This is a genomic window from Vreelandella lionensis (genome assembly GCF_002087295.1).
Classification (GTDB): Bacteria; Pseudomonadota; Gammaproteobacteria; order Pseudomonadales; family Halomonadaceae; genus Vreelandella; species Vreelandella lionensis.
Genome location: NZ_MWVI01000099.1, coordinates 207,199 through 223,657, shown reverse-complemented (window position 1 = coordinate 223,657; position 16,459 = coordinate 207,199). Strand labels below are relative to the sequence as shown.

Sequence of the window (16,459 nt, the reverse complement as noted above, 5' to 3'; positions counted from 1 at the left end):
ATTACCTGATCAAATTGTTAAAGAGCTTTTCGAAGGGCGTCGCCGTTCGATGTGGGGCGTATTTTACGCATTTAAATCAGCGCGTCAACACCTTTTTTCGCATTAGTTCTCTGACCGAGAAAGCCTCACATAAAGACTTAACATTTGACCCAGCGCAACCTTCCAGAATCGGCCCTTTTTTAAGCTAATACTCACGTCACACCACCGCTAATTGTCGGCGTGTCGTTAAAAAAGAGCCAGATGAGAGAGGGAACTATGCGTAACAAACATGAAGTGATTTCAGCGCTCGGCGCCACTCTATTGCTTTCTGCTAGCGCAGCGAGGCAAGCGATGGTCTAGATGAGTATCGCCAGAGGTTTGAGCCTTTGCCACACCTACCACCATTACCTGCCACTAACTCCCAGACAGAGGAAAAAGTTGAGCTGGGTAATATGCTGTTCTTTGAACCGCGCATTTCCGCTAGCGGGGTTATTAGCTGTGCCACCTGTCATAACCCAGCGTTGGGATGGTCAGACCGCATACCTCGCGCCGTTGGCCATAACGGCCAAGTTGGCGAGCGCAATACGCCAACTGTACTCAACAGTGGATTTTTAGAAGCACAGTTTTGGGACGGCAGAGAACCCAACCTTGAAGCACAAGCGTTAGGACCCATCCAGGCAGACGTTGAGATGGCGATGCAGCTAGAGCATGCTTTGGAGCGCCTAGCTGAATTTGAACGGTACCAAGATAAATTTTCAGCCGCATACCCTGATCAAGAAGACCCGATCAACGCTGATAATTTAGGACAGGCATTAGCCGCTTTCCAGCGAACGCTCAATACCCCGGATGCGCCCTTTGATCGCTATTTAAGAGGGGACATGGACGCGATTAGCGAACAAGCGAAAAACGGCATGGTAGCTTTTGTTGATAATGGCTGCATTGCCTGCCACCGCGGACCAAACTTTACCGACAGTCAGTTTTATGCCATTCAGGTACCAGGCTCGAAAGATTTAGGGCGCTATGTAGTAACGGGCGAAGAGAGTGACCAGTATCGCTTCCGGACGCCGACACTACGTAATGTGGCAGCCACTTACCCTTATATGAACAATGGCGCAACGCCTACGCTTGAGGAAGCCATCTCGGTTATGGGCAAAGAGATGCTAGGCCGTGAATTTGATGAAAGCACGGTCAACGAAATTGCAGCATTTCTCAACACCCTAACGGGAGAAATGCCAGCATTCGAGGTACCTGCCCTGCCCTAAGACAAACACCGCCGACATGTCATCGGCGGTGTTTGATCAAAAATCCGTCAGGCGTTTAAATAACTCCTGGCGTCGACCTTCACTGACAAAAGCCTCTTCAATAGCATGCTGGTTCAGCAAACGAAAGGTATCAGCCTCCCAACCAAATGCCTGGGCACAGGCAATATGATTCTCTAACAGCCCACCTCCAAAGTAGGCAGGATCATCAGAGCTAATTGTCACCTTTAACCCCTCTGACAAGAGCTGGGGCAAAGGATGATCACTCAATTGGTCGACTACTTTTAAACTGACATTTGATAGCGGGCACACGGTTAACACGGTTTGATGGTCACGAAGACGTTTAACGACTTCATCACTTTCCAGGCAACGCACACCATGATCAATACGCTGTACATCAAGGAGATCTAAGGCTTCAGTAATGTACTCTGCTGGGCCTTCTTCTCCGGCATGAGCGACACGTACTAAGCCAAGCTCTTTAGCACGCACAAAGAGCTTCTGGAACTTAGCAGGCGGATTATCTCGTTCCGCACTATCCAGCCCAATGGCATCTAGGAACTTCCAATAGGGAGCTGCTTGTTCGAGCACATGTAGCGCTTCTTCAGCGGGGCGGTCCCGCAGAAACGCCATGATCATGCCAACTGTTAAATCAATCGACGCTTCAGCTTCGTCTTTGGCACGCAACAGGCCTGCCATCACTACTTCCAAAGGAACGCCACGCTGAAGGTGCGCTTGAGGGTCAAAGTGCATATCAATATGCAAAACCCCTTCACTCCTTGCGCGCTTGAAGTAATCCATCGCAAGGTCATAGAAGTCCTGCTCCGTGCGCAGCACATTCATGCCTTGATAATAAAGATTTAGAAAGCCTTGAAGGTCTTCAAAATCATAAGCTGCCTTGGCTTCCTCAACAGATGAGTAAGGAAGGTCAATGCCATTACGGGCAGCAAGAGCAAACATCAGCTCTGGCTCTAACGAGCCTTCAATATGCAAGTGGAGCTCGACTTTGGGAAGTTGGCGTAAAAATTCATTCATACTGCACTCCTGCTTGCCGTTGAGTTAGCTTTCTACAGTAGTATCTGTAAATAACCGCCCCCCATCAAGACGCCATCTATATTCAACGCCAGGCAAAAGAGTCACGTCATCTACTTGATGAAGAAGGAAAATGGCCGTCCGGCAGCCTAACCATCGATCAAGAGCGCCAGCCAAATGCCTAGCTGTATCAGCGTCGACGCCTGCAAAAGGCTCATCTAGCAATACAACAGTAGGATTACGAAGCATCAGCCTTGCCAAGGCTACCCTTCTGGCTTGCCCACCCGAAAGTTGCTGACCTTTCTCACCCACATGGGTCAGCAACTGCTTAGGCTGCTGCTTGACCCAGCTCTCTAACGCAACCATGGATAGCACTTGCCACAACTCCTCCTCTGCTGCATCGGGCTTAGCAATACGCAGATTCGCTTCCAGCGTTCCATCAAACAGATCCGTTTGCTGAGTGAGTAGCGCAAAGTGCTCCGCACGGCTTTCTGGTGAAATATGCAAAGGTGATACCTCTGCAACACTGATAGCTCCTTGCGTCGGCGCCACTCTACCCATAATCAAACTAGCTAGTGTCGACTTACCTGCGCCAGAGACGCCGGAAATCACTGCCCGCTTTTGGGCAGGCAACATCACCTGAAGATTAACCAGCGCAGGATGGATGGCCCCTGGGTAACAATAATCAACATTATCCAGTTGAATCGCATGCCCCCCTGCCCCATCGGGAAGCTCGGCAATATCCCATGCAGAATCATTCGCTTTAAGCGCATTTAAGCGTTGCGCAGCTGCATAGCTCGACCCAAGCTTCAAAAAAGCAGCGGGGAGTAATCCCAGCACTTCGTTAATTCCCAGCACCGCAATGACGGCCATGACTAAAATTGGCCCAGAGACTTGTCCAGAGGAGAGGGCAAAACTGCCGATCCATAAGGTAGCTAGCAACAAAAGACCAGTAACCGCAGAGACGAATGCATTCCCCACGGCGGACTTCATTGCTAAACGACGCTGATTGCCAAGAGCTTTCGCCTCATGCTGTTGAACTTTTTGACGATGCCAAATGCTAGTTTGATAGCTCAACAACTCAGCTGACGCTTGAACCTGATCAAGCACCAGCCGACGCAGCCCCTCTTGATCACTTACTTGCTGATAGCTATTTGCAAAACCCAGCCAGCCATAGCCTAGCGTAACTACTGCCCAGAGAAGCGTCAGCACTACAGCAACAACAGCCCCCACCACAGGTAACCAAATGGCAATGAAAGCAGACACTATAAGAATCGTTAACAGCGCAGCAACAGGAGGAATAAGTAACCGTAAATAAAGATTATCCAGATTATCAATATCGGCGGTGAGGCGACTTAGCCATTCGCTTGCGCGCCGCTGCTTGAGAGAAGCATCGTCTAAGCGGGTCAAATCACCAAACACGCGGTAGCGCAAATCCGCTAAGAGCGTCAGTACGGTATTATGGTTGTACAAACGCTCCACATAACGCGCAATGGTTCTTAGCAGCGCAAAAAACCGGATGCCGCCGCCAGGCACATACACATCTAGCGAAGAAGGCAGCCCTGCGGTCAACGCAATACCTGCAAGAGCGCACGACACAATGAACCAGCCTGACAGGCCTAACAGAGAGAGCCCCGCCAGTAACGTTACCCAAACAAGCAATGCACCTACCAAAAAACGCTGGCGCCGGCGGAGCAACAGTTTGAGCCAGGGAAACAGATCACGATAGAGCCGCTTCATGCCGCACCTCAATCAGGTGGCCTGAACGGCACTCAAAATGGCGATAGGCCACCGCCATAACCGCAGGATGATGCGTCGCCATGACCAGCGTGCGCCCCTCTTGTGCCCATTCAAGTAATGATTGAATGACCACACTCTCCGTTGCAGCATCCAAGCTCGCCGTGGGTTCATCTAGCAAAACAAGCCGTGCTTGGCTTAAATAGACGCGCGCTAGCGCTAACCGCTGAGCTTGACCACCTGAAAGGCCAACCGCCACGCTCGCCAATGGTTGTTTCAAGCCCCTGGGGCAGACTGGCCAATAGCTCGCCTAGCCCTGCCTGCTTCAGCGCTGATGTCAGCGCCGTATCGTCAGAATTTGGAGCCGCTATGCGCAGGTTATCAGCCAGAGAACCTTGGAGAATGCAAGGGGCTTGGTCCAACCAAGCAACAGGAGCTTCAGCGTCAAAACGGCACTCGCCACGGCTAGGCGCCATGAAACCTGCCATTAGCGCCAGTAGCGATGACTTACCGCTTCCGGACTCGCCGGCAATCACCACCACATCGCCAGCCAACACGGACACATTAACGTCGCTCAGCACAGCGGCGCGCTCGGCATAGCGAATAGCTACGCCCTCTAATTCGATGAGCGCCTCTGACGACAGCGGGAAAACGGGCGATGATGGCACCCTACTGGGTTCGTTAAGAATAGTGACCACACTCTCGGCCGCGCCCAGCGCAGCGGCGCGATCGTGGTAGTGCTGAGACAGAGTTCTTAACGGTTGAAAGAATTCAGGTGCCAGCAGCAATACCGCCAGCCCGCTAAACAGCGTTAACGCTGGCGAGGGACCGTAGTCGATATAGCCCAGCAAGCCAAACCCAACATACATAGCAACCACGGCTATCGCCACGGATGCAAAAAACTCTAACACCGCCGATGATAAAAACGCTAAGCGCAGTGTCCGCATGCTGAGCCTGCGGTAGTGGTCTGTGGCATACCACACATCCTGCTGGGCAGCTCTGGTATGCCCAAACAGTTGCAGTGTCGTCATTCCGCGGACGCGATCAATAAAATGAGCAGAGGCGAGATACCGCCATAAACTGATCTCGATTAAGGCGCTCCGCGCCCATTCCTACCAACGCCATAAACAAGGGGATCAGCGGCGCTGAGAGCAGCAGGAAGATCGCCACGAAATAATCTAGCCAGCCAACAACGCAGAGAATTAGCAGCGGCAACGCCACCACGATTCTTAATTGGGGATGAAAGCGCGCAAAGTAGCCATCCAAGGCCTCAATGTGCTCCACCGACTGAGTGGCCAACGCACCACTCTGCTGACGTGTTAGCCATACAGGACCCAGTGCCGCGATTTTATCGAGTAACGCTTGCCTGGCATATTGCCGAATACGCAGACTTGCTTGAGCGCTACAAGACTCTTGCAGCGCTTGGAAAAGTGAACGCAGAAGAACAACGGCCGCTAGGCCAATAAATACTGGGACAAGTGACGAGGGGGAGCGACCTGTAATCACTAATTGATCAATTAACCAGGCTAGGCCCACCACTAAAATAACGGTTTGCCCGCCTGATAACACTCCCCAAACTGCCGCCCACATAAGCTTACGCTGCTCGCGTTTTGCGAGCTGAACAAGCCAGTGGCGCGGCGTTATGGCCACCATCGTCTCAGTCTCTGGAGGATGGTTAGCCATATCGTTAGTGGTACCCCTCTCCTACACGCACCTTGCCGCGGAATACCCAGTAGGTCCAAGCGGTGTAGGCTAGGATGATCGGGATAACAAACAGCATACCAATCAGTAGGAATAGCTGTGATTCTGGTGCTGATGCGGCGTCCCATAACGTATAGTCAGGCGGCACGATCACTGGCCACTTACTTACAATCAACCCCAGGTAAGTAAATACGTAGATACCAATGGTTGCGACAAAGGGAATCCCTTCATCGCGACGCTTGACCGAGCGGTACACCATAAAGGCAGACAACAGGGCAAGCGCAGGAAAAATCCAGATCAGTTGAAGATGGCCGAACCAGCGCTCCCATACTAACGGGTTCACGAAGGGGGTCCAAATGCTGATAATCGAAAACACACCCAGCACCAGCGCCAGCAACATCGGCGTAATTTTATAGGCCCAGTCTTGGATATGCCCTTCTGATTTGAGAATTAGCCAAGTGGCACCCAGTAATGCATAGCCCGCCATTAAACCGAGTCCAGTTAGTACAGAGAAAGGTGTTAGCCAATCAAAAGCGCCACCTACAAAGGCAAAGTTTTCTACTCGAAAGCCTTGGATATAAGCCCCCACCACAGCGCCCTGGGCAAAAGCAGCCACGCCAGACCCCCAGCTAAACGCACGGTTCCACCAGCGACGGTTGCGACGGGATTTAAATCGGAACTCAAATCACCGCCCCGGAAAATCAATCCCGCCAGCATCAGAAAGACGCCAATATAGAGTGCTGGTAAGAAAACGGAGTAAACCAGTGGGAAAGCGCCAAAGCAAGCCAGCGCCACCCAATACCAGCCAAGTTTCATTACCATCCCAAACGGGCGCCACCGAGTTCATCATCACATCGCGAGCATCTTCATCCGGGGCAAAGGGGAACAGGATCCCCAAGCCCAGATCAAAACCATCCATCAAGACATACATCATGATGCCGAAGCCAATGATACCCGCCCAAATTAGCGTTAAATCAAACATTTCCATGTTTAGTTCCTCACCGGGTCAACATCATCATCAAAAGGCGTGTGTGCAGCTGAGAATGGGCGCATCGGGCGCTTAAAGTTCTCGCTAGTGGTTTCTTTCTCCTCTTCAGGCAGCATACCGTTGCGCACAACCCGAGTGAGGTAATAAATACCGGCATAAAACACGACGGCGTATACCACTACATAACCGATAAGCGTAAATAGCGCCATGCCACCCGTCAGTGAGGGAGTGAGCCCTTCTGCATGGGTCATCATGCCGTATACCAACCAAGGTGCGCGGCCTGATTCGGTGACCATCCATCCGGCCAATACCGCAGCAAACGGCATCGGAATCATGCACACCAGCGCTTTCAAATAACCGCTATGCTCATACACCTTTCCTTTACGGCGCATCAACAGACCAATAAACGCGGTCGCAATCATTAACAGACCGATACCCACCATCACGCGGAAAGCCCAGAAAACAATAATGACTGGCGGTTGCTCTTCAGGAGCAGCTTCGCTAATACCAGGAATTTCACCATCAGGTGAGTGCGTCAGAATAATACTGGCTAGATTAGGAATCCCAATATCAAAATGGTTGGTTTGTGCTTCCTGGTCAGGAATGGCAAACAATAACAGCGGCACATTAGTAGACGTTTCCCAGTGGCCTTCCATTGCCGCCACCTTTGTAGGCTGATGCTCCAGAGTATTCAGGCCATGGAAGTCACCCACTACCGCCTGTGCAGGTGCTAAGAATAGCAGCAGCCATAAACACATGGAGAGTGCGCGACGGTTCGCTTCTGGATCACGACCACGCAGCAGGAACCACGCGCTCACGCCTGCCACCACGAAGCCACCGGTTAGGAACGATGCCATGGCCATATGCGCAAAGCGATACGGAAAAGAAGGATTAAAAATAGCCTCGGACCAAGAAATCACATGGAAGCGATTGTCGATTAATTCGACACCAGCGGGGGTATGCATCCAGCTATTGGCAGAAAGGATCCAGAAGGAAGAAATAAACGTCCCAACAGCCACCATAATTGCCGCGAATAAATGCACCCCTTCCGGGACTTTACCGCGACCAAACAGCAGCACCCCAAGGAAAGCAGCCTCCAGGAAGAACGCGGTGACTACCTCATAGCTCAACACTGGCCCGAGGAAGTTTGAGGCCGCCTGAGAGAAGTTGCTCCAGTTCGTACCAAACTGAAAAGACATCACGATACCGGAGACCACCCCCATACCAAAGACAACGGCAAACACCTTTGTCCAGAATAGGGAGAGCCGGTCCCATGCGGGATTGTTGGTCTTAAAGAATAAGCCATGAAGCAGCGCTATGTAGGACGCGAGCCCGATGGTAAAGACAGGGAAGATCGCATGAAACGATACAACGAAGGCGAATTGCATTCGCGATAGCACTAGGGGGTCGAGTTCCATCACACTCTCCTAAGACCTGGATTAAAATCCCATCAATGGGTGTCACAAGCTTAGTTGAGCCTTAATGGCACTGCATTTTAGTTATAAGCACTAAGCTTATTCTTTACATGTGTTGTAGTTTAACGCTTCGACCACCGTTATACAGCGATAGTTTGCCTGAAAAGCTGTGTCGCATTGACGCATACTCCTCAGACAAACCACCATTTTTCGGTGCAATCGTTTAAGACATCACCACAATGCTGACCATATAGCCTGTGTAGGCGATAAAAATGGCGAAGAGAACACCGCCTTCAACGCGGTTGATACGCCGCGGGCGACCACGCAAAGAAAATGCGAAGAGCACCATCATAAGCGTCATAAAGGTCATGACACTCCAATCACGCACCAAGACTTCACGTCCTGCTTCAATAGGTGCAATCACTCCCGCCAGCCCAACAACGGCCATACTATTAAACAGGTTAGAGCCTACAACGTTACCCAGTACCATATCGTGCTCATTGCGCCGCAGTGCGCTGATTGAAGAAGCCAGCTCCGGCAAAGAAGTACCTACGGCGACTACGGTTAGACCGATAATTAAATCACTGACTCCGAAAGCTACCGCGATCTCGACAGCTCCCCATACCAGCAGCCGAGAACTGGCAATCAACAGCACCAAGCCAATCAGCGTCCACATGATGGCCTTACCGCGCGACATCGGGTTGCTATCAAGACTTTCGGTCACTTCACCCGACAGCGGATCATCTTCCTGACCTCGAGAACGAATAATGCTGATCGCAATAAATATGCCAAGCGCCACTAGCAGTACAATAGCTTCAACACGGGAAATCCAACCGTCGAAAAGCATATAGCCGGTAAGCAGCATCACCGCTACCAACAGGGGCATTTCTTTACGGATAACACCTGAATGAACAGCTAACGGAGAGATAAGTGCGATAAAGCCCAAAACCAAACCAATATTGGCAATGTTGGAACCGTATGCATTCCCCACTGCCAAGCCAGGGTTGCCTTGCATCGCTGCCAGCACCGACACCATCATTTACCGGTGCAGAAGTACCAAAACCGATTACCAACATACCAATCAGCAGCGGCGACAGCCCCAGCCACCGCGAAGTTGCCGCAGCGCCATCAATAAATTTTTCTGCGCTCCAGATGAGCAGGACCAAGCCTACTACCACAGCAATAAAGGCAAGTAACATTTCAGTTCCTTAATGTCATAATGTTAGGCACTATCGCGGCTGCATCCTTGTCTAACTCTGGTATTTGGTCAAGTGCTGTTTGCAAGTAGTTATCAGGTTACCTAGGTTGACACACACGATGTCCCATCGTATTGGTTCTAACCGTATTATGCACAGAGAGTTTGCTGTTGCCCCATTACCCCTTTATGAAACGGCCTTCGCTGCCGGTTAATACACCCCAGGTTGATTGCTTCCCCCCTGAAACTCGCACCCAGCGAAGGCGTTTGCGTGCGTGCCATGAATGTGACTGGGTATCTGCGCTCCCCCCCCTGAACTCTGGTGAAAAAGCCACCTGCCCTCGCTGCTCGCATGTGTTAGTGAAGCGCCACCGCTATCCTGCTCAGCGCAGCATGGCGCTAGCGTTAGCCTCATTGGTCGCATTAATAGTCGCGGTATCTTTTCCTTTTGTCAGTTTCAGCGTTAGCGGTGTTGGCAACCGCATTGATCTTTCGCAGACCGCTACTACGCTGATTGCTTTCCACCAGCCGGTAGTAGCTATTGCGGTCATGATGACTATTATCGTGCTGCCCGCCGTATATCTTGTAAGCGTCGTCTGGCTTCAGTTTGGCTTACTGCAGTCTCGCCCTATGCCTTTTAGCCGTGACATTGCCCGCTCCCTGGCACATCTAAACCCATGGATGATCGCCGATGTATTCATCATCGGCGCACTGGTAAGCTTAATTAAAGTTGCTGGCATGGCGCAGATTGAACTTGGCATCTCCTTCTGGGCATTCTGCTTGTTCGCCATACTGTTATTAATGACGGTGCAGTCCATTGACGCTGACTGGATGTGGTTCTCATTGGAAGGCGAACCCCTTGCTCCTGAAGGCACGCTCACTGGCACCACCGCTGCTAGCCAACATGTCACTGGCTGCCCCACCTGCGGATTGATTAATCGCATTCAGCATGGAAAAGAACGCTGTGTTCGCTGCCATGAAAAACTGCATAAGCGCCTACCACATAGCTTACAGCGCACCTGGGCGCTTCTCTTTGCAGCCAGCATCATGTATATACCTGCCAACCTTTACCCCATCATGACCACTACCAGTTTAGGCAGCTCAACACCCTCCACTATCGTTGGCGGCGTTGTTCAGCTCATTCAAATGGGGTCCTGGCCGGTGGCTGCAGTGATTTTTATCGCCAGTGTTATTGTGCCTGTTGGCAAACTGGTGGCACTCGCATGGCTATGCTTGATGATTAAGCGCAGCAACGAGCTCAACGCACAGAGCCGTACCCGCCTCTATCGATTAACTGAATTTATTGGACGCTGGTCAATGGTTGACGTATTTGTCGTGGCCATTTTGGTCGCCCTCATCCGCGCCGGGTCATTAATGTCGATTACACCAGGTCCTGCCGCGCTAGCTTTTGGTGCCGTCGTAGTGCTCACCATGCTGGCTGCCATGACATTTGACCCTCGCTTAATCTGGGATACCCACACTCCACGCCCTCTTCGCCGTAAAGCGGCCACCAAGGAACCTGTTGATGGCTAATGATTCAACGCCTCAGAATACCTCAAATGCTGAAAACAATGAGTTACATAAAGCCAAATCGTCGCCACAAACTCGGCTATCGCCTATTTGGATAGTTCCTTTGGTGGCCGTCATTATTGGGCTGTGGCTGGTTTATGATAACTACTCAAGCCGGGGCACCATGGTGACGCTGACCATGGACAGCGCAGAAGGTATTGAGGCGGGCAGTACGCTGATCCGCAGCCGCAATGTTGAGATTGGCCGCGTACAGAGCGTTCGTTTGTCTGATGACCTGTCTCACGCGGTGATGATGGCTCAAATTCAACCCGAAGCCGAAGCCATGCTCCGCGAAGACAGTCGCTTTTGGGTCGTTAAGCCACGCATAGGGCGCGAGGGGATCAGCGGCCTGGGCACCGTACTCTCGGGGGCTTATATACAGCTTGAGCCTGGGCAATCAGAGGAGCCTAAGCGGGAGTTTGAGGTAAGCGATATCCCACCGGTCGCGCCTGCTGGGCAAGCAGGGCTACAAATTAGCCTTGTCAGCCAATTGGGCAATTCGCTGCGTGTTGGGGATCCCGTCTCTTATCAAGGTTACACGGTAGGGCGCGTAGAAGACGCTCGCTTCGATGCAGGCACACGTACCATGCACCACCAAGTATTTATCGAAGAGCCCTACGCACAGCTGGTGACCGATAGCACCCGCTTCTGGACCGCTAGCGGAGTGGATTTCCGCCTGGATGCTGACGGCGTGCGGGTCAACGTAGAATCGCTGGAAGCTCTGCTGGGTGGCGGTGTCACCTTTGGTGTGCCTGAAGATCTTCCCATGGGTAAGCCGGTAGAAGCCAATACACGTTTTAACCTCTATGCTGATGAAGATACTGCCCGGGAAGGCACATTTAACCGCTATCTAGAGTATGTATTGCTTGTTGATGACACGGTTCGCGGGCTATCACGAGGCGCACCGGTCGAGTTTCGTGGCGTCCGAATTGGTACCGTGGCAGCAGTACCCTGGAATTTTACGGCGCCACAGCCCGACTCGCGGGCTCGTTTCGCCATCCCAGTGCTCATCCGCATCGAACCACAACGCTTAGGGATCGAAAACACCGATATTGACCTGGAGGAGTGGGATAACCGCTTTAAGCGCATGTTCGGCTTAGGCCTTCGGGCATCACTCAAGAATGGCAGCCTGTTAACGGGTGCGCTGTTTGTGGACCTTAACTTCCGGCGCGACCTTGCCGACGAATACGTCGCGGAAGTTTTCTCCGAGCGGACCGTATTCCCGACGGTAGCGGGCGGTTTTGCACAGATTCAGGCTCAGGTGACTAGCCTGCTTGAAAAACTAAACGCCTTGGAAGTAGAACCTTTGATAGCCGGGCTGGACCGCAACCTGCAAGCTTCTGAAAGTGTACTGAACGAAGTGCGTGAAGTCAGCGCGTCTATCAATCAGTTGCTCAATGATCCAGAAACACAAGCCATCGGGAGCAACCTCAACGGCACGCTGGAAGAGCTGCGCAGCACCCTTCAAGCGGTCTCGCCTTCATCGCCCGCCTATCAAGAGCTTACCGGCGCCATTGAGCGTTTGGATCGGCTGATGCGTGACCTACAACCGCTCACTCGGACGCTGAACGAGAACCCACGCGCACTGCTGTTCGACAATTTAGAAACGCAGGACCCGATTCCTCGTGCTCCCCGTTAAGAAGGATTGAACGTCATGTTACGTCGATTACCGCTACTACTGCTGATCATCAGTTTGAGCTTGCTGCTTTCCGCCTGCGCTAGCAGTGTCTCTCCCCCTGCACGCTATATGCTTCCTGCCAGCCCAGCAGTGAACGCACCGGCTAACGCCCAAGCCACGCTGCAAGTGCGTACACCTCGCCTAGCCCACTATTTAGACGTGGACGGGATTGTGATGCAGTTAGACGACATCACGTTAAACGAAGCGCGGGAGCACCAGTGGGCGGAGGGTATTGGGCGCCAGCTTGAACGCGCCTTACGGGCCGAATTGGCAAATCAGTTACCCAGCGTGCAAGTGGTACGAGCAGAAGGCAGCAGCCCTGGGGCGCTCACTCTGTCCATGGAAGTAGATCAATTCCAAGGCCGCTTTGACGGTGTCGCGGTAGCCAGCGGCCAGTGGCAGCTTCGAGATACCGATGGCGAGTTGCTCGCACTCAAAAGCTTCACTGCAGAAGCCACTCTTGAACAGGATGGCTACCCTGCCCTGGTCCGTTCGTTGGGCGAAAGCTGGGAGAGTGTTGCTGCACAAATTGCTCAGCAGGTTCGACAAGGCGGCTACTTCTAAACCTTTATTGCAATCGCTAGGGGAGCAGCATTGGTGTGAGACTTTCGTGTTACACTCTTTGCCAATAAATGACATCACTGTCAGCACTACCCTGTCACCCCCTTGTTATGCCTGGTATGGCGTAACAAGACGTATAAATGCCCGTCGCGGCACAGCGTATTATCTGGCAAACTTCGCTGCCGCGACGGTGTACCATCCTCGCTTTTTGAACATTACGCCTAGCAACGCCGCTGAGCTAGTGGCGCCGATTGCTATGCGATTGCGGAGAACGCATGAGTTTTTCTGATCTTGGTCTGCATGACGATTTATTGCGCGCGGTAACTGCACAGGGCTATACACAGCCTACGCCTATTCAACAACAGGCCATCCCCGTCGTTCTTGAAGGTCGCGACCTTCTTGCCAGCGCACAAACCGGTACCGGCAAAACCGCTGGCTTTACGCTACCGATGCTACAGCGTTTGGCAAATGGCAAACGCCCTGGCAAACGCCAGGTTCGCGCACTGGTCCTCACACCCACCCGCGAACTAGCTGCACAAGTGGGGGAAAGCGTGGCTGCTTATGGACAGCACCTCTCACTACGTTCACACATTATTTTTGGTGGCGTGGGCCAGCAGCCCCAAGTCGACGCTTTAAGAGCCGGCCTGGACGTTCTAGTAGCCACCCCTGGGCGCTTGCTTGATTTGCACCAGCAAGGGCATGTCGACCTCTCCGCCATTGAAATTCTGGTGTTAGATGAAGCCGACCGTATGCTAGACATGGGCTTTATCCACGATATCAAACGGCTATTGCGTCTGGTGCCGAAACAGCGCCAAAACCTGCTGTTTTCTGCCACTTTCTCTAACGAGATCCAAACGCTGGCCCAGCAACTGCTGAATAACCCTGCCCTCATCGAAGTGGCTCCGCGCAACACCACGGCAGAAAAAATTGAGCAGGCCATCTACCGCGTTGATCGCGACAAAAAACGCGATCTATTGGCCCATCTGATCCAGCGCCACAACTGGTTCCAAGTGCTGGTGTTTACCCGCTCCAAGCATGGCGCTAACCGGCTAGCTGAACAGCTCTCTAAGCAGGATATTCCCGCGATGGCGATCCATGGCAACAAAAGCCAAGGGGCACGTACTCGGGCGCTGGGTGCTTTCAAGAGCGGCGACCTACAAGTGCTGGTAGCCACCGATATTGCGGCACGCGGGCTAGATATTAATGAACTTCCTCACGTGGTGAATTTCGATCTGCCCAACGTGGCTGAAGACTATGTCCACCGTATTGGGCGCACGGGGCGCGCGGGTAGCAATGGCGAAGCGGTATCTTTGGTGTGTGTCGATGAACATGGCCTACTCAAAAACATTGAGCGCCTGATTAATCAAACGCTGCCGAAGCATATTGAGCCAGGCTTTGAGCCAGACCCCAATGCCAAGCCAGAACCGATCGAGAATGGCCGCCGCGGTCAGCGCCAGCCAAGGGCTAACCGCAAGCCTGACAGCCAAGCTGCCAATGCTGGTGGCGAGCGCCGCCGTCGCACTCGCCGGTAGCCCGAACGCCCGGAATATGCGAAGGTAGCGCCTCGCTTATTCCGGCGTTTTTGCTGAATTAATTCATGGAGTGATTATGGCGTCTTCACAACTCATGGCAGATTATCGCCAATGGCTGACTTTTCAGCGTCAGGAGCAACTCAGCCGCGAGCATCAAGGTATTTCTCAGCGCCTAGAGGACGCCCGTGCCTCAGCTAATCAGGTCTTGCAGGCCTATCGCAGCATGGCTGAAAAAGCCTCAAACGAAGGTGCCTGTTATCGCACTCTGTTTTTACGCGAACGCGATAACGCCTCACTCCCCTGTGAAGGTTGGTTATTTGTACGGCGCGTACTGAGCGAAGGCAACAGCACCCGCGTTCGGGTCACACTATTGGAAACTTTTACCCTAGAAGATGGCATCATCGCGCCAGGTGATAAACCGGCAAGCAAGCTAACGCTGGAAATTTACGACAAGCTTGATATCAATAAAGGCATGCGTACCCAGGTACGTGTTGATTGCTTGGATACCACGCAAGATTATCACTTCATCACCTTGCTAGATGCGGTGCGAGGCGACCTTCGCCCCTACTTAAAATAAGCGCCGCTTCATGATCTCACGCCACGCTTGCCGATTCATTTTGCTGATGTTTATGGTGGGGCTAAATTTACGCCCTGCCATGTCCTCGGTCGCCCCCCTGCTAAGTCGGCTGCAAGAAAATGCGGGGCTTTCCGCCTCAGCGGCGGGCTTGCTAACCACGCTCCCCGGTCTTTTTCTTGGCTTAACCCCCCCCTTGGCACCAATGATTGGCAACCGTATAGGGAGTGAGCGTGCACTTAGTGCCGCATTAATCCTGCTGGCCCGCGGCTTGCTGTTACGGGTTCTGCCTTTTCCTGGATTGCTTTATCTAGGTACCGCCATGGCCGGTAGTGCTATTGGCTTGGCGGGCACGCTGTTACCCGCGCTAGTCAAGCGTGAGCTGCCTCAAAATGCGGATTTGCTCACCCGGCTCTACACCATGGCACTCTGCTTGGGGGGCGCTCTAGGCGCTGGGCTCAGCGTGCCGTTAATGCAGTGGCTGGGCAACTGGCAAGCCAGCCTAGTCAGTTGGTCACTGCTCGCACTGGCTACACTCATCGTATGGGTCAGCTATGCGCCATCTCCTGCGCCAAAATCAACGCTTAACCTGCCCACCGGCATCCCCCTCGTGTCGCTACTCAGGCAGCCGCTAACCTGGCAGGTGATGCTCTTTATGGGCATTCAATCTTCCATGGCATATATCGTTTTCGGCTGGCTGCCAACTCTTCTGATTGAGCGCGGATACAGCGAGGCAACCGCTGGCTGGACGATGGCCGTTTCCATTATGTGCCAACTGGTCTCAGCACTGAGTGCGCCTTGGATTGCGCGATTGCATCACGACCAGCGCCCGGCCCTGCTGTTGGTACTGGTATGTACCGCCTTAGGGCTTGTCATGTTGTTAGCCGCTCCGTTGGCATGGCGATGGCCCGGTGCCGTGTTGCTGGGGCTTGGGCAAGGCGGAAGTTTTAGCCTTGCATTAAGCTTATTGGTACTGCGAACCGCGAACGAACGCCTTGCAGGCCAGCTTTCTGGCTTGGTGGAAGGGGGCGGCTATACCCTGGCCGCATTGGGGCCCTTTGGGGTTGGTCTGATGCTCCAAGCCGGTGCTACCACGCAGCATATTGCTTGGCTACTGATTGGATTGATCGGCGTTTGCTGCGGCTTTGCGTTCTTTGCGGGACGCAAACGGCAGCTTGATGACCAAAGCGGCCAACTACAGGTATATCACCGCTAACCACTTCTTAGCTTTTAACAGGATAC

Annotated in this window: 10 protein-coding genes and 3 pseudogenes; 7 read left to right on the top strand and 6 right to left on the bottom strand. The window is 52.8% G+C overall.

Translation table 11 applies throughout. The annotated features are described in order from the left end of the window. The first annotated feature begins 365 nt into the window (after positions 1-365). Positions 366-1,241 carry a cytochrome-c peroxidase gene (locus tag B4967_RS17060; RefSeq protein WP_243470672.1) on the top strand — a complete coding sequence of 292 codons (876 nt, stop codon included), beginning with the start codon at positions 366-368 and terminating at the stop codon, positions 1,239-1,241. A 36-nt stretch (positions 1,242-1,277) separates the two neighbouring features. Here B4967_RS17060 and B4967_RS17055 read toward each other — a convergent pair whose 3' ends face one another. From B4967_RS17055 to B4967_RS17030, 6 genes and pseudogenes are all read right to left on the bottom strand, one after another. After that, positions 1,278-2,270, bottom strand: coding sequence for an adenosine deaminase (locus B4967_RS17055; protein ID WP_083026505.1), 993 nt, complete (start codon positions 2,268-2,270; stop codon positions 1,278-1,280). Between the two features lie 24 nt (positions 2,271-2,294). Further along, positions 2,295-4,007 carry a thiol reductant ABC exporter subunit CydC gene (cydC, locus tag B4967_RS17050; RefSeq protein WP_083026503.1) on the bottom strand — a complete coding sequence of 571 codons (1,713 nt, stop codon included), beginning with the start codon at positions 4,005-4,007 and terminating at the stop codon, positions 2,295-2,297. Beyond that, positions 3,988-5,687 (bottom strand): annotated as a pseudogene (gene cydD / locus B4967_RS17045) (thiol reductant ABC exporter subunit CydD). Before cydD ends, cydC begins: the two are co-directional and overlap by 20 nt. A 4-nt stretch (positions 5,688-5,691) precedes the next feature. Further along, positions 5,692-6,624 (bottom strand): annotated as a pseudogene (locus tag B4967_RS17040) (cytochrome d ubiquinol oxidase subunit II). Positions 6,625-6,695: 71 nt separating this feature from the next. Beyond that, entirely contained in the window at positions 6,696-8,111 is a 1,416-nt protein-coding gene (locus B4967_RS17035; protein WP_083026501.1) for a cytochrome ubiquinol oxidase subunit I, read from the bottom strand. Between the two features lie 220 nt (positions 8,112-8,331). Beyond that, positions 8,332-9,307: pseudogene (locus tag B4967_RS17030) on the bottom strand (calcium/sodium antiporter). A gap of 185 nt (positions 9,308-9,492) precedes the next feature. On the opposite strand from B4967_RS17030, the gene B4967_RS17025 reads away from it, so the two are divergent. From B4967_RS17025 to B4967_RS17000, 6 genes are all read left to right on the top strand, one after another. Then, a complete protein-coding gene (locus B4967_RS17025) occupies positions 9,493-10,836 on the top strand; it encodes a paraquat-inducible protein A (RefSeq protein ID WP_083026500.1) in 1,344 nt (447 codons plus the stop codon). Further along, a complete protein-coding gene (gene pqiB, locus B4967_RS17020) occupies positions 10,829-12,511 on the top strand; it encodes an intermembrane transport protein PqiB (RefSeq protein ID WP_083026499.1) in 1,683 nt (560 codons plus the stop codon). The genes B4967_RS17025 and pqiB overlap by 8 nt, the downstream gene beginning before the upstream one ends. Positions 12,512-12,526: 15 nt before the next feature. Continuing rightward, positions 12,527-13,114 carry a PqiC family protein gene (locus B4967_RS17015; RefSeq protein WP_083026497.1) on the top strand — a complete coding sequence of 196 codons (588 nt, stop codon included), beginning with the start codon at positions 12,527-12,529 and terminating at the stop codon, positions 13,112-13,114. A gap of 272 nt (positions 13,115-13,386) precedes the next feature. Next, entirely contained in the window at positions 13,387-14,643 is a 1,257-nt protein-coding gene (locus B4967_RS17010) for a DEAD/DEAH box helicase (RefSeq protein ID WP_083026496.1), read from the top strand. 76 nt (positions 14,644-14,719) lie between these two features. Next, positions 14,720-15,220: a hypothetical protein gene (locus tag B4967_RS17005; RefSeq protein ID WP_083026494.1), complete on the top strand. Its 501-nt coding sequence runs from the start codon at positions 14,720-14,722 to the stop codon at positions 15,218-15,220. Between the two features lie 10 nt (positions 15,221-15,230). After that, positions 15,231-16,433: an MFS transporter gene (locus B4967_RS17000; RefSeq protein WP_083026492.1), complete on the top strand. Its 1,203-nt coding sequence runs from the start codon at positions 15,231-15,233 to the stop codon at positions 16,431-16,433. Positions 16,434-16,459: the final 26 nt, after the last annotated feature.